Raw genomic sequence first — 19,741 nt, 5'->3', positions numbered from 1 at the left:
ATAATTTGTTGCAACATAATTGAACCTAATTTTTGATAACATACTAAACGTATCACGGAACAGAAATTAAGGCCTTGTTATAAATTCAGATATACTGAAACATCAGAATTTATGACAGAGCCTTTTTCTTTTCCATTGATAAGGGATTTTGTAAATTATATCGTTCTCTCGACCTTTTTCATAATGATTAATTTATCGCCTATCTTTAAAGTATTATCTTCTAAACCGTTGATTTCTTTGATTCTATCCACAGTGGTATAGTATTTCTTCGCAATATTCCACAAACTGTCCTGGTTTTTCACAATATAACCCACAATACTGGGCATATTCTTTATTTTTTCATAGTCCAGATCATAAGCTTCTATATCTGTGATAATAGGTTCCGTGATAGAATCAAACACAATGGTATTTAATCCAATACCTGCTTTAACTTCTATTTCCTCACTGTCTAACATCATGACACTAAGCTGTTCCAATGCAGGTTTTACATGATAAATGCTGGTAGGTTTAATTCCTTTTGCTTCAATTGTCTGGGTGAAAGGAATAATACCTTTAACGGAATTAAGAGGTTTATTGTCATCCGCACAGATATACAGAATCTGTGTCTCTAAAACGCCGTTTACTTCCAGACCATTTTCTACCTGTGTAATATCGTCCACTTTAATCCCACCGGCCGCATGGCAGACCTGAAGAATTTCCGGCTGGTTGGCAGTAATCTTAATACGGTCATTTACTCTTACCTTACTGTTATTTTTAACTAAAAGATCTTCGTAATGAGCATCCTTTAAAACAGGAACCAATTCTTTTACCGGAGAATAAATATCATTTAATAATTCCAGTTCTTCTTCCTCGTAAATTTTAATTCCCATTTCCAAAACTACTTCCACATCAATTATTCTTTCTTCACCATCTGCATCCGGCATTACTTCCAGACTTTTGCTGGCAATGGAAAATTCGATGTTATCAACCATATCTTCCGTACAACCGTTGCATTCAACCGTAGTACTGAAAGGTAATTCTGTTTCAAAATACTCTACAGGATTATCATCACTTTCACTGGCGTATAAGATAAACACCAGAATCTCGCCTTTTACAGTAAATTTATCTGCCAGCAATCTTACCTCAGGGTTTCTAAGTTCAAGCTCACTGTATAAAATTTCTGAAATATTTCCTTTGTTGGATGGCAGGTGTATCTGATCTTTTATACGGTAAGTATCTTTCTTATCAACAGCAATATCGGTTACTGTTATATTCTTATTTATAAATTGAACGTTCTCGTCACCTTCTATGGAAACCGCTGTTGCCTCATCATACAATTCTTCTACAAGAACTGTAAGCCTTACAATTGCTTTTACATTAATTTTTCTGGAATTTATGAGTCCAGGTGTCAAATCTTCCAGTTCCCAATTAATGATAGCCTCATCGCCGGCGCAGGCTTCATCTAAGTGGATTACTTCGTCAAATGGCACTTCACCAGACATATTATGTACCGGCCTGACGTTCTCGTCGCTTAAATACAGCATATTAAAGGAAAGAGCGCCTTTTGCCATCAATTTACCATTTAGCATCTTGACATCATTAATTTTAATAGCTCCCTGTTCCTTAATAATTTTAAAGATGTCCGGTTTCACATCAGGAACATTAAAATCATCGTCTAGGGTAAGCTGAAGGCTGCTTTGACATTTCAATTTATTCATGTGAACGTTTTTCTTAATCAGCTCCACAAAAAATCCCTCCTTGTCTTATACCATATCATATTCAGGAGTCCTATTTTTTATGAATAAAAAGTGTCAGCATGCTGACACTTTCGCGCCCGAACGAATTGGAACGCAATAAATTCCTTGCCGCGAGGTGCGCATCCTGCCCGGTGGGGCTTTTTATTTTGCAGAGAGGTTTGGAACACTATCCTATGAAACCGGAAGAGAAACACGCTTCGCGAGTTTCTTCGGCTCGCGGGCGCGTTCGAATTATTGCAAGCAAGCTTGCTAATTCTCACTTTGCTTTCGCGGAAATAAAAAAGCTTCAATTTATCATCCTGATAAATTGAAGCATGTCTTTATCTTATGTTTAAGGAATTAGCATAACATCATCTGTACATCTTTTGTTAATACGTCAGCATAACTAAATGACATTGTCTTTACCGCGTCACTTCCGGCATCATCAATCTGTATGAGAAAAATGCTGGGATAAGTTTGAGTAATTATGCCTTCTGTAATATCCATTTTATTTCTGCCTCTATTTGCCTTAATTTTACTCTGCTTCCTACGTGACTTATTATTTCTCTACGAACCTTACTAACATCTGCCTGTTTCACCATAATAACAGCCTCCTTAAGGGTAGTAAAACTTTATATAGGATTTAGGAATCATTGTCGGGATTCCACAAACTATTGGACATAAGTTCCGAAAATACAGCTATTGCTACTATAGCATGTAATTTCCAACCTGTCAATAAATTTTCTGACAACTTAAGGTTTTTATAGGACTTGTATACAAAAAAGGGAACAAATATAATTGTAATTTATTGCAAACTATAGTGATGATTCTAATCAGATAATAAAATACTTTTCATAGAAATTGTGATTTTGCACAATAAATCATAAATATAGCGTATTATTTTAAATAAACCAACCATATTTTTGTGATTTTTCCCCAAACAAACATTTTTTCATTGTTCTTTCTATACAAAAGATAACAGTCTGGGTAAGTAAAATAACTTTTCCAGACTGTTTATTATGGACGTTATTCGTTTTATTTAAATACTACGCTTTTGTCTATAAATTCCGTTTTCACAACAACATACGGATATGTAACAGAATTCGTTACGTAATCGGATTCTGAAGGACCTATCAGATTTGTATCAATATAAACCGCGTTCGATGTTAAGAATAATTCGTCGACTGAAATGCTGTAACCTCCTGTGGGTTGCTCTCCATATCCTACTACAATGTACAAACTATCTGCATTTGAATAAGACATTTTAAAAGGTTCTTTTTTCTTTTCGTTTATTATCTGCATCAGCTGTTCCGGAACATCTGCATCCTCTACTACTGTAAATTCCAAATCTTTAATTTTCTTAACATCGGTATTTTCAGACTTACACCCGGTAAATAGTAAACCACTTCCTATTACCCCCAACAGAAGTAATATAATCCTAAGCCTTCGCATCTTAACCTCCATAGAAATTCCTTAATTTATTCTATGTTGGAAGTCCTAAAATATGCAAGAAGTCCACATATTCTACTCGGATTTGTCCAGACCCGAAAAACTATATCTCACATCCTCACCATCATCTTCAATTTCAACCGTATAGGTCTTCGTCCGATGTCCTGACTGTATTAAAGTTATATAATGCGTCCCTGTTACTTTAGGAAAGCTGATCGGAACGGTACCTTTAAACTGTCCGTCAAAATAAGCACTTGCACCTCCCGGTTCCTGAATGTAAATATTCTTAGCAGCTTTTACTTCATTATAATTCTTATCCGGGTCTTTCTCATCCTCCGTATTATTCTCATCAGTACTATTATCAGAATCGGCCTCACTTGTGCTGCTATTATTTTTATCATCGGTGCTAGCAGGTTGTTCCGATATATTCCTGTCGTCGGATTCCGTATTATCCCCGGTATTTTGTGCTTCCACAAGATCTATCAGGACAGTTTTGCTTGGCCCGGTAATCTCCAGTTTGCCGGAATAGGTAATATAACCACCGAGTGCTGCCTTAATGGCATATTCTCCGTAATCAAGTTCAAGTGTCTTGCTGTAATCCTTTAATTCATCATTAATATAAAGGTCTGCTCCCTCCGGAGTGATATTGAATTTAACTTTACCCATCTGTTTGGGTGGTAGTTTAAATTCACCCATATTGATGACTGTATCCTGAAAAGGAATTACCTCCGCTTTTTTGAAACCTTTTAGAGTTCCCTTTTCCATAGTAACTTCATAACTGCCTTCCTTAACAACGATTGACATATCCGAAACAACGGGTAATATTTCACTGTTTCCTATGTATACCGTACCTCCGATAAAATCATCATAATCCTCAAATGTAACCGTACCATGTCCTCTGGTCACCTGAATGGACCATATTTCTTTATCATAACCTTTTACTACCAATTCGTCCTTTGGGTCCAGGTCTTTTGGGGTTAGCAGCCGGTTCTGTTTAAAAATCACCAATTCCGCAGGATATTTGTATTTGGTTTCTGCAATGGTAAAGATGTTTTTTACCTTATCCATACCCCAATTGCTCACCCCTTTATACTCCCAGGCTTTATTGGATATCTGAAGCTTCGAAACTACGGAAGAGCTCCTGTCATAATAAGCATCTACCATTTCCCCCAGGGTTAGCTGGGATACCGATATTACCTTTTCATATTTATCAACTACATTCGTTCCGCCGGTAAGGGTAAGTATAATATCTTGTCCATTATCTGTGTCTAAAAGAGTTATGGTGCCGGAACCGGTATCTATCTCTTTTAAAACAGCTAAAATTTTAGCGGCATCTTCTTTATCAATACTTTCCTCCCCACCGGTTAAAGCTTTGTCTGAACTTACTTTTTTAGAAGAATTTTGAGCAGTAACAGATAAAATCACAGTAACTAAAATAAGGAAAAAAGCGCCAAATAATAAGAAAGGGAATAAATCTTTCTTATTTTTCTTATGTTCTTTATAACTGATTATCTTATCGTCCAATGTTTTACCTCTCACTATAGAATATCATTAGGTAATTGCAAAACTATATCGTTTTTCCAATATACATACAATTCATACGAAAAGGGCCTGGTGCAAAATGACATTTGGCAGCATTAGAAAGCCACACATTACAGCAGTCCCTTTACCGGTAATTTCATTATAGACTATTCTGAATTGTTAAGCAACTATACTTTATACCCTTAAGTTAATGTAGCTGCCAGACAATCCAGAAATTGCTTCTTTCGATCCATCTGCTCCTGTATTCCGATAAGTTTTTGGATATTTCGCTGAGGAACCCAGGACTTCTTGCCATTATAATAAAAATTCGTAATCTTCCAGAACTTTTCAGGATATAAAAGCAATACATAAAGGAGTTTTAGTTCGTCTTTATCGATGGGCAGAATACGGTTATAATTATCTAAAATCATACTTCCAATATCCGGATCCCAATCATTTTTCTCCATTACTTTACGTATAAACTGGTATATGTCCGTGATTTGTATTCCCACGCAAGCCCGGTCAAAATTAGTAGTTGCCATATTGGCTTTTATTGTTCCCCTTAATCCTGCGGCTGACAGTGCTTCTTCATTTTTATAAGAATTCCAGTTAACAGAGCTTATTTGATTTGCTTTCAGCATAATAACATTATGATACGTATAGTTGCCATGACAAATGTACCTGTGCTCTACTGCCTCTTTCATAAGTTCCGCATAATTTGACTCACTAAGTATCCTGGTTGCTTCCTGTGACTGATTATAAAACTCATCATAACAGTTCAAATAACATAACTCAAACTCATTTTTTTTTCTTTTTCCCTTATGTAACTTCTGACCCTCTTAAGCTCCCGGTTTCTTTTATCGAAGACCTCCATTAGATCTATATATGTGTTATGCAGTAACTGTTCTTCCGATAACGGAACTTCCCGGAGCAAGGTATGCAGTATTGCCAGATTAACGGTGGCATCCGCAATATCAGCTTCATCCCTTAAATTACATTCTTCTCCCGGGAACCAATTTTTTAAAACATATTTATTACCTGCACTATCTTCGGTTATAATTTCATTAGAATAATTTTTAACATATAAATCTACATAGGGGTAATTTTGAACGGTCAAATACTCCAGTACAGTATTTTCAAAATCAACGCGGCTTTTTGAACTCTCTAAGCTTTTCAATAGCTTGAGTCCCTTATCTGTCTCTAAAATAAATGCCCCCCTGATTCTGTATGTATTGTAGATTTTTATATTATATTGTCTAAATAGTTCTAGATTTCTATCCTCCATAGGAAAGCCTCCTGACCCAAACTATTGCACCGCTACATAGGGGTGTCTCTTTTAATCCTATGATAAACCATTCCAATTCATGACAGGAATAGCAGGGATTTTATGATAAAATTTGGAGGTTTTTTGTATACCTATGGAGTTTTAATTCAGACTTTTTCTGTATTCGCCGGTTTATATTGCAAAGCCATTTTTAATAATATTTCTTTTTCATTGAGGCTCGGATTTTCCAAAACCTGTTCCAACAGCCGGTTCAGTATTTCTCCCATTTCCTTGCCAGGTTTGAAACCAATACTGATTAAATCCTTACCATTGATTTTTAACATCTTTAGATTTACGCATTCCTGATTGGATTTTATGTCATGATAGATAATTTTTGCCTGGTTTAAATTATCCAGTTTTTCTTTCCAGGTGTTTGGATTCTGCGCAAGGGTATCCGCTGCTTTTACTTCAAACAGTAACTCAAATATATCCGTACCTATTTTATTAACTGCCCTTCTCATAGCCTGCGGTGTAAGGGAAAACTTATAATCATGCCATTTAATTAAACGGAATACCATATCAATGGTTTCATTATCAAACTTTAATCTTCTAAGAATTAATCTGGCAGTTTCTGCAGATTTCTCCGGATGTCCGTAAAAATGATCGCCCTTTTGATCTGTTGTTTTGCAATTTGGCTTTTCTATATCATGAAGTAACATTGTCCATCGTAAAATCAACAGTTCTTTCTGGTTAAAAGAATCAGCAACGTTTCCTGCTTCTTTTACCGCTTTTATGGAATGAATCCCGACTGAATGGATATGATGGGGTTGTTCTGCTCCGTATTCATCATAGTATCAAATTCCGGAAATACCACTTTTGTAATTCCTGACTTTTGTGCATCTATTAACTTCTCCGGATGAGGTGACATAATCAGTTTATTAAGCTCTACCCGGATCCGCTCCGCACTGATTGCTTCCAGATTCGCCGCTTTGGCAGTAACTGCTTCTAATGTTTTTTTCTCTATTTCAAATCCCAGCTGGGCAGAAAAGCGGATAGCCCGCAAGATACGCAGGGCATCTTCGTCAAAACGCTCCGATGCACTTCCTACACAGCGTATAATTCCGTTTTGAAGATCTGAAAGTCCATTAAATACATCAACCAGCCCTTTCTGTTTATTATATGCCATTGCATTGATGGTAAAGTCCCTTCTTTTTAAATCTTCAATTAAATCTACAGTAAATTCTACGGTTTTGGGACGGCGGTTATCTTCGTATTCTCCGTCAATCCGGTAAGTGGTGACTTCATAACCTTCCTTTTCTAACATTACCGTAACTGTACCATGTACAATACCTGTATCTATGGTTCTACGGAATATTTTTTTTACCTCCTGGGGTTTGGCAGAAGTAGTAATATCCCAGTCTTCAGGCTCTTTACCGAGAATGGAATCTCTTATGCATCCGCCGACTGCATATGCTTCATAACCGTTTTTCATCAATTCATTTATAATATAGTCCACCTTTTGGGGCAGTTCAATTTTCATGTTAACACTAAACCCTTTCTGTATATACAATCCGTTTTTTATAATCAGATGTAGAGCGGAAAAAAGCAACTTCTGATAAGTAATATTATAGCCGAAGTTTTGCGGTATAACAATCATTTTTCCGGATAAGCCAAATATTCTGTTCTTTATATTAATATATAGGTGTGATTGCAAAAAAATAAGATCATTATGTTCATAAAGCAAAAAACCTGTAAAAAGCTTAACAGTGATATAAATGGAATCCTTGTTTAGCTTTTACAGGTTTAAGTTATTAATAATTCATAAGATTAAAAACAGTTTTTATTTAATAAATATTCTAGAATTATACCTCAACTGCAGCCGTCTTAGTATTAATAGCTTTTATAACTGCCGGATCAAATTTTGCTTTTCTATGATAAGTATATAATCCGTTTACCTCCTGCTCTACATCATATAGCTGTGTGTAACAGAACGCAAATATATTGGGGTTTTCTAAAAGTGCCGTTGTTAATCCCTCGTAACGGCTTAAAAATTCTTCTTCTGTTTTAGGTGCTTCACCATATCCCCAGCCGCTTTCTTCCGATGCGGCAGGATCCCATTTAATACCGCCGTATTCACTGATAAATACAGGAAGTCCCGGTGTATATTGCTGCCTTTTTAAATGGTCGTCCTTTAATTCGCCGCCGTTTTTAAAATCTTCGTAATAATCCTTAAATTTTTCCGGATCCTGAGTGTAATTATGAAGATCATAAATATCTGTAATAACGTGGAAGTTACCGCTGGTGTCAATACAAGGTCTGGTTGTATCCAGCTGTTTTGTTGTAAGGTAAACAATTCTTAAAATATCATCGATCTGTTTCCTTCCTCTGTTATCCCAGGTTTCATTAAAAGGACACCAGCCTATAATGGAAGGATGGTTAAAATCACGTTCTACGATTTCAAGCCATTCCGGCAAAAAGGCAAACAGACCGCTTGGTTCTGATATATCCAATCCCCAGTTTGCCTGTTCTCCCCAGACCATATATCCCATTTTGTCACAATGATATAAAAATCTTGCTTCAAATACTTTCTCATGGAGGCGCGCTCCGTTAAAGCCCATATCCATGGATAACGTGATATCACGAACTAACGTTTCTTCATTCGGTGCGGTATAAATTCCGTCCGGATAAAAGCCTTGGTCAAGCACCAGCCGTTGGAATACGGATTTACCGTTAAGATAAAACTTCATATTCTCTAATTTAATTTCTCTTAGGCCGAAATAACTCTTAACCACATCCTGTTCAAACTTAAGCTCCAAATCATAAAGATTTCCTTCTCCTAACTCCCAAAGATGTATTTCATTAAGTTTAAGTACTGCCTGGATATTACCGTTATCTGCTTGTACGGATATTTCTCCGCACTTTTTGCCCTGATAACTTGCAACGGCCCTAAAAGTTCCGCTTCCGGCAACAGTTCCGGTTATGTACAGCTGGCCTTCTGATATATTCGGATAATATTTTACTGTTTTAATGTATTTCTCCGGTACAAATTCAACCCATACTGTCTGCCAAATACCGGTTGTCCTGGTATAATCACATCCTGAGGAATAATAACCGCTGCTTTGTTTCCCTTTGGGCTGTAATCCCGATCTGGTGTCGTCTTTGGCATAAACCGTTATATCGTTGCTTCCAATACTTAAAAGGTCCGTGATATCAAATTGAAAAGAAGCATAACCGCCCTTATGTATACCCGCTTCTTTACCATTTACATAAACATGGCATTCATAATCCACCGCACCAAAATGAAGCAGTATTTTTCCCTTTAAGTCTTCCTCTGCAATTTCCAACGATCTCTTATACCATACCGCAGGTATAAAATCCTTATAATTTATACCGCTCAGCTCGCTTTCCGGGCAGAATGGAACGATGATTTTATCTTTTAATTCTTTCTTTTCATAAAATTTTCTATCGATCCCGCTGCTGCCGAAATCAAATTCAAACTGCCATTCACCGTTTAAGTTTTTCCAGTTATTTCGTTCCATTTGCGGAAATGGATGTTCAGGTCTTGGTATATTCTGCATGACTCTATTCTCCTTTTTATATTTACTATTTTACCTTTTTGTATTATACTGCTATATTATAGATAAAAACATGGATTTTACCTGCAATTAAGTGAGGAGTACAAGCAAATGGAGCACATAGTAAGCTTTTTATATGATGAGAACAGGATTAATAACCAGTTTATTGTTGAAATGACGGGAATTACATATCCGGATCCTCATTATTATGTTAATCGGGATAATTCCAGGATATTTTGTCTTGAATACATTATGGAGGGTGAGGGGACCGTACATATGGACAATCAGGTCATTTATCCCTCTAAAGGGGATATCTATATTCTTCCCAGGGGACACCACCACCGCTATTACTCCAGTTCTAATAATCCATGGAAAAAAATCTGGATGAATATTCACGGTCCATTATGTGACCTGCTGATTAATACTTATCATCTGGAGGGCGTTTTATTAATTAAGGGTTTGGATTTGCTGGATTTATTTCAGAAATTTCTCACGGTCTGTGAAGACAAAGAGGTTGGGACTGCTATTACATTTCAGAAATGCTCTCTCATTTATCATGAAATCATCTCCCGAATCAGCATGTATTTGTATGATAAACCAATTGTTAAAAATGCTACCGCATATAAAATAAAAGAATATATTGACACAAATATATATGAAAAATTCTCCATAAACATGTTGGCAGAAACAGCCTGCTTATCCCCTTCCCAATTAAACAGAATATTTAAAAAGGAATTTTTAAAAACTCCTTACGAATATATCCTGGAACAGAAAATAGAGACTGCAAAGCTGCTGCTCACCAATACGAATATTTCCATCAAACAGATTGCTTTTCAATTGAATTTTTCTGACGAACATTATTTTTCAAACTGCTTTAAAGAAAGGTGCAGCGTTTCACCTAAAGCATTTGCCAATCGGGATAACCGCAATAAATAATTAAGTATTATTCCATAGATTCAATGGAGATGGTTGCATTTTGTGATTTGTTCTCAAAATTAATAGTAAGAGGTGTTATGGCAACATAACCTTGTTTTACCAAATCCACGTCCGTATTAGGTTCTAAGACTCCCACTGCCTCTGCTATAGGGAAATAATACCACTCCTTCTCCTTAGCCGAATACTTTTTAAAACGAAACGGATATTGGGAATGTCCAGATAAAGGAGCCCTGGTTATCCCTTTATATCTCTCTAACGGGCAGGATGGGATATTCACATTCCATATGGTTTTAGAATCTTTATTATTTTTCATAAAATTCTCTATAATTGTATTAATCGTATGGTAACAGATTTCATAAGACAATCCGTCCAGAGAAAATGCAATGGACGGAACCTGATAAAACATCCCCTCTATCGCACCGGATACGGTTCCTGAATAGATAACATCCTGTCCGAAATTCGGACCGGCATTGATTCCCGAAATTAACAAATCCGGCTTCTCCTCCAGTAAATCCTCCAATGCAACCCTTACGCAATCGGCGGGATTACCGCTTACACTGTAGGCTTTGCTTACAGGAACCGGATAGGAAACTTCTTTCACCACCAAAGGTTCATGTACCGTAATACCATGGGATACAGCGCTTCTCTGTCTGCTGGGCGCCGCCACTATAACTTCACCTATTTCACTTACTATTTTTGCCAGATTAGTAATTCCTTCCGCAAATACACCATCATCGTTAGTTAATAGTATTTTCATATCTACCTCGCATTTCGCCGCCTGCTGCGACATTAAATCTGTTGAAAGAAGCTGCCGTTCATATTCCTATCAAGTTAAACCAATTTCACTCAAAAGAATACTTCCAGTATATGATAATCTGCAAAATTTAATACATCTGCAAGGTAAAAGGTTTTGTAATCTATATCTGCCTTTCGTATTGTGCGTACTCCGCAGTCCGTTCTTTTTATATCGTAGAAGATTTCGAAAGTATTTCCTATGAAAAAGAGCTGCTACAAAGTTTTAAGTTTCTAACCTTGTGAGAGCTACATTCTCTCAAGTTTATACCTTAAAATTTTGCATCAGCTCCTCTTTAAGGAACAGTCTTTTAATAAGCTTTGCCCCAGTAGACCATGGATTTTGCTTTTTTACCGCAACATACACAGGTATCTGCAATATGTTCCTGTTCAAATGGCATACAACGACTGGTTGCACCGGTTTGTTCTTTGATTGTATCTTCACAAGCTCTGTCACCGCACCACATAGCTTTTACAAATCCCGGTTTATTCGCTATGGCATCTTTAAAGTCTTCAAAATCAGATGCGCTGGTCGTATGGGAATCACGGTGTTTTCTTGCTCGTTCTAGCATTTCGATCTGCATGGTTTCTAAAACTTCACCCACGGTTTTGTCTAAATCGTCCAAGGAGGCAACCATCTTTTCCCTTGTATCACGGCGTACAATGACCGCCTGATTTGCTTCAATATCTTTCGGTCCGATTTCGATACGGATTGGTATGCCACGCATTTCCTGTTCACTGAACTTCCAGCCCGGACTCTTATCAGAATCATCAACCTTTACACGGAAGCCGCCAAGCTTTTCTTTCAGTTCGGCTGCTTTTTCAAGAACACCCTCTTTATGCTGTGCAATAGGGATAATCATAACCTGGGTAGGTGCAATTCTGGGAGGCAGGACTAAACCGCTGTCATCTCCATGTACCATAATGATGGCACCGATTAAACGGGTTGTCATACCCCAGGAAGTCTGGTGAGCATATTGGAGTTTATTATCTTTATCCGTATATTGGATATCAAATGCATGGGCAAATCCATCGCCGAAATTATGGCTGGTACCGGATTGAAGTGCCTTTCCATCGTGCATTAATGCTTCTATTGTATAGGTTGCCTTTGCTCCTGCAAATTTTTCTTTATCCGTTTTCTTTCCCTTAACCATAGGGATAGCTAATATCTGTTCACAAAAATCTGCGTAAACATTAAGCATCAGGATCGTTCTCTCTTCCGCTTCTTCTGCAGTAGCATGTATGGTATGACCCTCCTGCCATAAAAATTCTACCGAACGCAGGAAAGGCCTCGTGGTTTTCTCCCAACGAACGACGGAGCACCATTGATTATATAATTTAGGCAGATCCCTGTAGGACTGTACAATATTGGAATAAAAATCACAGAATAAGGTCTCTGAAGTAGGCCTAACACATAATCTCTCCTGTAAAGGTTCCAATCCGCCATGGGTTACCCATGCAACTTCCGGTGCGAATCCTTCCACGTGATCTTTTTCTTTCTGTAAAAGACTTTCCGGTATAAACATGGGCATATATACGTTTTCAACACCGGTTTCTTTAAATCTCCGATCCAGTTCTTTCTGAATATTTTCCCAAATTGCATAACCATTGGGTCTTAAAATCATACATCCCCTTACACTGGAGTAATCAATTAATTCCGCTTTTTTAACAACATCCGTATACCACTGCGCAAAATCCTCTTCCATGGAGGTGATTGCCTCTACTAACTTCTTTTCCTTAGCCATAACGCTTTCTCCTTTCGATAATTTAGGAAATTGAATTGATGACGGCTAAATTTTTCCCGTTTAGCTAAGTGCCAGAAATTCTCCTCACTTTATTTTCGGGAAATAAAAAAAGCCCTTCATCCACAAGGGACCGAAAGACCTCGGCGGTACCACCCTAATTAACTGCATCTGCAGTTCTCTTTTCGCCCGTTAACGCCGGTTTTACGCTGTATTTTCATACAGTGCTCCAAGGTAGGTTCTATAAAATTATCCTGAGAATCTCTCACCGCTTAAATTCTCTCTCTGGGAGGATAATTTTTATATACTATTCCTTATCATCGCTATTATACTGAAGATTCTATGCTACATCAAATATTTTGTCAAGTAATTTTCCAATTATCCGTTATTTTTGCAAAAATTCAGCCGCTGCTTGTATTCACCCACTATTGTTATTATAATCACTAATCCTAAAGGCCCAAGGATAAAACCTGCAATTCCGAATATTTTCAATCCAATATACATGGACATTAATGTATAAATTGGTTTTATTCCAATACGGTTACCTAATAATTTAGGTTCTAAGAACTGCCTGATTAACTGACAGCCTAGATACAGTGTTAGAAGAACAGCCGCGGAATAAAGATCATGATTAAATAACGATATGATACCCCAAGGCACAAGAATAAGTCCGCTGCCCAGTATTGGGAAAGCGTCAAATATACCGATTCCGATTCCGATAATTAAGGCATATTTGTTATTTATCAGTAATAATCCCACCGTACATAATACAGCAATTAATAGCATCATGATAGCCTGGGTTCTTAAGTAAGCGACACCCATTTCAGATAATTTACTGGTAACAAGATGAATATCCGGATAAAAGACCGAGCTGCGAAAACTGCTTCCATACTGCTCTTCATCCTTAATAAATAACAGGATTGAGACTAATACTATTAATAAAATGCCGGCAATTCCTGCTAAACCAATCATTATGTTTAAACTTTGGGAAGTTATAACCGGCATGATTTTGGTTTTTACTATACCTAACATTCCATCCATACTGCTGTAAAAATAACTCCTCATGGTCCCGAGCTGAATTCCGAAAAATTCGTCACACCCATCACAAAATGTATCTACATGACCACCCAATATGGACAAATAAATAGGCACATTACGCAACAATATAGTTAACTGCTGTAAGAACAGACCGCACAATTTGCATAAAGTCCAGACTACAGCAGATCCTAATAAACTTAAAGACAGGACTCCACCAATCAGTTTTGGCATATGAATCTTACGATTTAAGAATCTCACCACGGGTAAAAGTATCCATGCTATAAAATATGCCAGTACAAACGGAATAAAAAGGGGAAGAATATATTCAAAACCGATATATACTCCAATAATTGCTGCTATTATAACATATAATAATTTTATTTTATTATTTATGTTAATCATAGAATCCTCCCTTCATTAATTTAATTTTTTATTTATAATTGCTCTTTTCTGCGGAAATTCCTTTCCAATGTTTTTTCAATAAAGTTAAAAACAGAGAGTAATTACATAAGTTGTAATTACTCTCTGTGAGTATTATCTGTAAAATTATTAAATGTATGTTAGGTGATTACTGCAAGGATTTCAAAAGAATGGGTTACCAAAATTATTAGAAAGTTCCATGTATATGAGTTTGAATACAAATAATCCGAGAAATAAGGGAATGTTCAACCCGGACAAATATTATACGCAAAAAATAATATAGGAACGAAACCTGAACGAAACAAAAAATGATAAAAATATAAATTAATTTATAATAACAGGTATAAAAGGTACTTCAGCTGCTGCAGCTGCTTTTACCTGGTCAAGTCCATCCAGTATCATATATTCATCTCCGTTTTTACTTACCGGTATAGTGGTTTCAATATAGTCGCTCAATTTCGCATATTCATCTATCATTCCTTTTAAATTATTTAATTCCTCACTTAAAACCGGATGTGGATATAATCTTTTAGGTGATATGAGAATTCTGTTAATTCCCTGATTGCCGGATTCAAATGCGCCTTTTTCTTTCATAGTCGCTTCAAATTTCTTTGCTTCCTGCATAATAATTGATGCAATTTTTTCGGGTGTACAGCATGTACTATCTATTACCAAATTATAATTGGAAAAATCAAAATAATTTAAATGATACATATCTTTATAACGCTTATCTTCCGTCTCTGCTCTTGCCGCGAGCATTTCCTTAGCTTCCGCTATGCTTGAATACTTTTCCACATTTCCACGGTCATCGTTTTTTACCCGCTCTGCTGCAACATTAAGGCTTACTGATAAAAATACTTTAAAAGATTGTTCCACAAAATGCCAGGCCAGCCTGGAATCAAATATAATATTTTTATCTCTGTTTTCTCTTGAAATTCTGGCTGTTGCATCATCGATCATGGTATCGTATTTACGGTCACTACACATTAATTGATTCATTTCAAGAGTAGTGATATTCATCTCTTTCGCAATTTCACGCTGCACTTTACCGGTAGAATAAATCTCAAATCCATATTTATCCTCTAATATCTTACATATTGTAGATTTTCCGCTTCCTAGATTGCCTGTAATAGTGATATGCATAACGTCCTCCCTGGTATTAAAAATATCTATCCTTTTGGAATTCTGATTTTATTTCTTTCATCATAGTGTTAAACATTATACCACCACATATTCCTTACGTAAAGACTTTAAAGGATCAGAAAGTATTATAATGAATTTTTTCAAGAGGCAGGTTCTCTTCCTTATGAGTCCCTTTTTCTTCCGCAGGGTAACCTAAAGCAAGGATACATTCTGTTTTGTATTTAGCCGGAATATCCAATAATTTTTTTATATAAGAGTCCACTGTTTCCCCTTGGGGAGTTTGCCTTTCCCTGACTTGTACCCAACAAGAGCCAAGTCCAAGAGAGTGAGCCGATAACTGCATCATAATTGCTATTATGGAAGCATCTTCTGTCCATACATCGGAAAGCTCTGCGTCTGCTAAAACCACAATTCCTAGTGCAGCACCCGAAATGAGTTTAGAACTCGGTCCCCTTGATTCACTTAATTTCTGCAGTAATTCCCTGTCAGTAACTACAATTAATTCCCAAGGTTTTAATCCTCTGGAGGAGGGCGCCATTAATGCTCCTTTTAATAGCTCATCTATTTTTTCCTGTTCAACTTTTTTATCCTGAAACTTTCGAATACTTCTTCTGGTTTTATATAATTCTATCATATAGAGTTCCTTTCTTTTAATTTTATTAGGCAAATGTGAAACCAGGCTGTTTATCTATTACCGTACAATTAATACAATTTCAGAGCAGAATCTGACCCTAAAGGCCTGCACTACTATTTGATTTTTAATATTCCTTATGATTATTACCTAATTCAATTAGATCGGCGGAAAACGCCTCCACCTCTTCTTTATTATGGGTTATCACAATCAGGGTTTTACCCCCGGTCTTTTGTTTGATATAATTGATGACCTGAATTTTTAGTTTATCATCCAACCCTTTAAAAGGTTCATCCATAATAATAATATCACTGTTTGCCATAACTGCCCTGACTATGGCTACCCTTCGTTTCATACCGCCGCTTAACTCATTTACCTTTTTTTTCTCATAATCTATTAAACCAACCGATTCCAATTCTTTTTTAATCCGGGATTCGGTCACCTTTTTATCACAGACCATTTTAACATTTAAAATTGCACCAATTTCTTCACATAGCCGGTTTTCCTGGAAGACAGCCGCAAATTTTTTACCATCCAATCCATCTACCACACCGGAATCTGCTTTAACCAAGCCCATTAAGATATTAATTAAGGTAGTTTTTCCTATACCGGATGGTCCCATAATACAAGTAATCTTACCCTCTTTAATCTCCAGATTTAATTGATTTAGCACCGGTGTTCCTTCATATTGCTTTGTCAGGTTTTTTATATAAATTGTATTCATAGCCAGCTCCAAGGTCATTATGATTTTGTTATTATTAGTTATGTTACCGATTAATACTATAATAGACTGTCAAAAGCCGGTTTAACTTGCCGGCCGGTTATAGCCAGAATTGAATTTAAGTTAACATAATCTGAACCCTATGAATCAGACGGATTATTAATCTTTCAGAAATCACACTAATAAGAATTATAACTATCGTCCACGCAAATAATTCATCCGTCATTAAATAAATTTTTGCTTCATATAACTGTTCCCCAATGGAGAACTTGGGTAACCCGATTACTTCCGCTGCAATTCCCGCTTTCCAGCAGAGTCCCAGTCCAACTGTACTGGCCGATACAAAATAAGGCATAACAGCCGGGAGATAGATATAACGGACTTTCTTGAACGAAGTGATTTGAAACACATAAGCCATCTCCTTTAATTTGGGGTCCGTTCCCACAATACCTTGCAGTACATTCACATATATCACCGGTATTACCATCAGGAATGAACATAATATGGACAGATTTTTTGATTCTACCCACAATAAAGCTAATATAATAAAAGATGCAACAGGTGTTGCCTGTATGATTTTCATTAAAGGTGAAATAATTTCTTTTAATATTAACATTTTATAAGATAAAACAGCAAGTAAGATACCAAGAATGATTGCAAGCAGAAAACCCATTAATATCTTAAGAAAAGAATTAAAAATGGACAGCCAAAAGACTCCTTTACCGGTCAAAAATCCGAGAGCTTTTATAACGGCAAAGGGAGATGCCAAAAGCATCTCCTTGGAAATAAGCATACTTGCAGACTGCCAGACCGTAATCCAGAAAACAACTGCTAAAATTCTATATTTATTATTATATACGGCTGATTTAACCTGCTTCATACCTGATATCCTTTCTGCCCGGGTTATAAACTGATTTTTTATGTATTTTTGACTGTTAGCTTTGCAGTTATCTAATTTAGCCGGGCTGGGTGGCATAGGGCTTTTTCAGCCCCTGTCACCCTGGTTTTTCCAGCCGGTTATTATCTGCTTAATGATTTTAACTTATTTCTTTATTTAACGTAATAAAAAGTATCGTCCGGAAGTTTACCGCCTACCGTATCCGGATTCTGTTCAAATAAAGTCTCCAAGTAACCGCTTATTTTTCCTTTCATCTCCTCCCCCTGAATCGAAGTAATATTACAAAACGGTAATGCTTTTAATACTGGAGCTGCCTTAAAAATATCAAATTTTTCGATTAAAGCAGCAGCTTCTTCATTATTACTATTTACATACTGTGCAGATTCTTCATATTCGGTTAGAAAAGTATCGACGGCTTCTTTATTACTTTCCAGGAATTTTTTATTTATAACAATAACACCGGTTACAACCGTGCTGCCATTGGTACTGATCTTATCCCATTCCTTCGTAACATCCAATGCAATCCTAATGTTTTTATTATTCATCATAGCTGTCGTTACATAAGGTTGTGGAAGCATGGCTACCGCATCTGTGGCTTCATTCAAAATTGCAGCTACTTCCGTAGCCTCCGACTTGTACTCTACCGTTACATCTTTCGCAGGATCAATACCATGGGAAGAAAGTAAATAATTTATTGTATATTCCGGTGTTGTGCCTTTACCGGTAGAATAAATGGTCTTGCCTTTTAGATCCTCTACGCTGTTAATTTCTTTTCCGGTCTCAACGATATAAAGTACTCCCAGGGTATTAATACCCGCCACAGCAAGGCCGCCCCCCGATTTATTATATAAAACTGCTGCTAAATTACAGGGAATCGCAGCAATATCAAAGTCTCCTTTTATAATTCCAGCAGTAATTTCATCCGGTGCACCTGCTATGGTGAAATCATAATTATTTGCTGCCTCACCTTTTTCTGAATCCTCCATAATTTTAACCATTCCCATCGCAGTAGGTCCCTTTAAGGCGGCAATAGGAATATCCATCTTTTTGCCTGGTGTTGTACTCTCTGCTGTTTCTGCAATCACCTTATCCTCTTCGCCATTTTCCAAACTTTCCGCCGAGGTTGTATCCTGTACGGTTTCTGTTAAGGTATCTTCTGTTGTATTTCTTTCTGTGTTTCCGTTGCTATTTACATTCTTCTGGCAGCCTGCAGTCATAGTTAACGTTAAAATGATAACCAATAGAATGGATATATATTTTTTCATATTATATTTCCTCTTTTCCTAACCTTATTTACCGTATTTTGAATATACGGTTTTTACACTTATACCTTCTAACATACCTAATTTACCGGATAAGGAGCTGATTGCATTATTATCCGCGTCGATAACAATACTGATAATACTTACACCTTTTTCCTTATAGGGAATTCCCATTCTTCCTACGATATACTTGCCATATTCATGAAGAATCTGATTCACATTCTCTACTACTTCCATATTCTCCACAATGATTCCGATCAGAGCTATCCTGGTTTCCACTTAATTCTCACCTCCAATATTAAACTGATTGCTACTATTAATAGGGTAACAAGTTTGGAGAACATTCCTATAAAAAAACCTCCTTAACCAAAAGGTGCCGGAGGCTTACTTAAATTCTATTCAGTCACCGTCTTACCACCAGGGCTTTTCCCTTATGTTTTAGAACGATATTTGCCTATTAACAGTCTCTCCATCAGTTATTCCTTTTGAATTGACTTCTATATTCTACCATTTATGAAATCCTTTGTCAAACCGGAGCACTACACTGCCTGTTTTCTTCAGTTGTATGTCCATTTTCCAAAACAAATAAAGCCTGCCATAAATTCTAAATATACTGTATGGAAATAGTCGTTTA

The 19,741-nt window shown here is 36.6% G+C and carries 17 protein-coding genes, 1 pseudogene and 1 other annotated feature; of the genes and pseudogenes, 1 reads left to right on the top strand and 17 read right to left on the bottom strand.

The window, feature by feature from the left end:
* Positions 1–155: 155 nt before the first annotated feature.
* From Ana3638_RS06070 to Ana3638_RS06035, 8 genes and pseudogenes are all read right to left on the bottom strand, one after another.
* Positions 156–1,724: a DUF3794 and LysM peptidoglycan-binding domain-containing protein gene (locus tag Ana3638_RS06070; RefSeq protein ID WP_161837230.1), complete on the bottom strand. Its 1,569-nt coding sequence runs from the start codon at positions 1,722–1,724 to the stop codon at positions 156–158.
* Between the two features lie 351 nt (positions 1,725–2,075).
* Positions 2,076–2,222: a Veg family protein gene (locus tag Ana3638_RS24930; protein ID WP_246240821.1), complete on the bottom strand. Its 147-nt coding sequence runs from the start codon at positions 2,220–2,222 to the stop codon at positions 2,076–2,078.
* A 528-nt stretch (positions 2,223–2,750) separates the two neighbouring features.
* Positions 2,751–3,167, bottom strand: a complete 417-nt coding sequence (locus tag Ana3638_RS06060) for a protease complex subunit PrcB family protein (RefSeq protein WP_246240819.1) — start codon at positions 3,165–3,167, stop codon at positions 2,751–2,753.
* 72 nt (positions 3,168–3,239) lie between these two features.
* Positions 3,240–4,688 carry a PEGA domain-containing protein gene (locus Ana3638_RS06055; RefSeq protein ID WP_161837228.1) on the bottom strand — a complete coding sequence of 483 codons (1,449 nt, stop codon included), beginning with the start codon at positions 4,686–4,688 and terminating at the stop codon, positions 3,240–3,242.
* Positions 4,689–4,888: 200 nt separating this feature from the next.
* Positions 4,889–5,467, bottom strand: a complete 579-nt coding sequence (locus tag Ana3638_RS06050) for a protein kinase family protein (RefSeq protein ID WP_161837227.1) — start codon at positions 5,465–5,467, stop codon at positions 4,889–4,891.
* Positions 5,464–5,970: a protein kinase family protein gene (locus tag Ana3638_RS06045; RefSeq protein WP_161837226.1), complete on the bottom strand. Its 507-nt coding sequence runs from the start codon at positions 5,968–5,970 to the stop codon at positions 5,464–5,466. The genes Ana3638_RS06050 and Ana3638_RS06045 overlap by 4 nt, the downstream gene beginning before the upstream one ends.
* A 146-nt stretch (positions 5,971–6,116) precedes the next feature.
* Positions 6,117–7,489: pseudogene (locus tag Ana3638_RS26720) on the bottom strand (CCA tRNA nucleotidyltransferase).
* A 322-nt stretch (positions 7,490–7,811) separates the two neighbouring features.
* Positions 7,812–9,527, bottom strand: coding sequence for a glycoside hydrolase family 2 protein (locus tag Ana3638_RS06035; RefSeq protein ID WP_161837225.1), 1,716 nt, complete (start codon positions 9,525–9,527; stop codon positions 7,812–7,814).
* 108 nt (positions 9,528–9,635) lie between these two features.
* Between Ana3638_RS06035 and Ana3638_RS06030 the strand changes: the two genes are divergently transcribed.
* A complete protein-coding gene (locus Ana3638_RS06030; RefSeq protein ID WP_161837224.1) occupies positions 9,636–10,460 on the top strand; it encodes an AraC family transcriptional regulator in 825 nt (274 codons plus the stop codon).
* A gap of 7 nt (positions 10,461–10,467) precedes the next feature.
* Here Ana3638_RS06030 and surE read toward each other — a convergent pair whose 3' ends face one another.
* The 9 genes from surE to Ana3638_RS05985 all read right to left on the bottom strand — a co-directional run bounded on the left by surE (position 10,468) and on the right by Ana3638_RS05985 (position 19,386).
* Positions 10,468–11,217: a 5'/3'-nucleotidase SurE gene (surE, locus tag Ana3638_RS06025; RefSeq protein WP_161837223.1), complete on the bottom strand. Its 750-nt coding sequence runs from the start codon at positions 11,215–11,217 to the stop codon at positions 10,468–10,470.
* A gap of 346 nt (positions 11,218–11,563) precedes the next feature.
* Positions 11,564–12,997 carry a proline--tRNA ligase gene (proS, locus tag Ana3638_RS06020; protein ID WP_161837222.1) on the bottom strand — a complete coding sequence of 478 codons (1,434 nt, stop codon included), beginning with the start codon at positions 12,995–12,997 and terminating at the stop codon, positions 11,564–11,566.
* A 122-nt stretch (positions 12,998–13,119) separates the two neighbouring features.
* Positions 13,120–13,324, bottom strand: a binding site (T-box leader).
* Positions 13,325–13,372: 48 nt separating this feature from the next.
* Complete coding sequence (locus Ana3638_RS06015; protein WP_161837221.1) at positions 13,373–14,434, bottom strand: AI-2E family transporter; 1,062 nt, start codon at positions 14,432–14,434, stop codon at positions 13,373–13,375.
* A gap of 342 nt (positions 14,435–14,776) precedes the next feature.
* Entirely contained in the window at positions 14,777–15,595 is an 819-nt protein-coding gene (locus tag Ana3638_RS06010; protein ID WP_161837220.1) for a cytidylate kinase family protein, read from the bottom strand.
* Between the two features lie 115 nt (positions 15,596–15,710).
* Complete coding sequence (locus Ana3638_RS06005) at positions 15,711–16,229, bottom strand: nitroreductase family protein (protein ID WP_161837219.1); 519 nt, start codon at positions 16,227–16,229, stop codon at positions 15,711–15,713.
* A 124-nt stretch (positions 16,230–16,353) separates the two neighbouring features.
* On the bottom strand, positions 16,354–16,950 hold the full coding sequence (locus Ana3638_RS06000; protein ID WP_161837218.1) for an ATP-binding cassette domain-containing protein: 597 nt from the start codon (positions 16,948–16,950) through the stop codon (positions 16,354–16,356).
* A gap of 115 nt (positions 16,951–17,065) precedes the next feature.
* Positions 17,066–17,923: an ABC transporter permease gene (locus Ana3638_RS05995; RefSeq protein ID WP_330587888.1), complete on the bottom strand. Its 858-nt coding sequence runs from the start codon at positions 17,921–17,923 to the stop codon at positions 17,066–17,068.
* A 74-nt stretch (positions 17,924–17,997) separates the two neighbouring features.
* Positions 17,998–19,110 (bottom strand): ABC transporter substrate-binding protein, encoded by a 1,113-nt coding sequence (locus tag Ana3638_RS05990; protein ID WP_161837217.1) that lies wholly within the window; start codon positions 19,108–19,110, stop codon positions 17,998–18,000.
* Positions 19,111–19,134: 24 nt separating this feature from the next.
* Positions 19,135–19,386, bottom strand: coding sequence for a TM1266 family iron-only hydrogenase system putative regulator (locus Ana3638_RS05985; protein ID WP_161837216.1), 252 nt, complete (start codon positions 19,384–19,386; stop codon positions 19,135–19,137).
* Positions 19,387–19,741 lie beyond the last annotated feature (355 nt).

Source organism: Anaerocolumna sedimenticola, from assembly GCF_009931695.1.
In the GTDB taxonomy this organism is placed as follows: domain Bacteria; phylum Bacillota; class Clostridia; order Lachnospirales; family Lachnospiraceae; genus Anaerocolumna; species Anaerocolumna sedimenticola.
The sequence above is the reverse complement of the archived record's forward strand: the minus strand, read 5'-3'. Positions and strand labels throughout refer to the sequence as shown.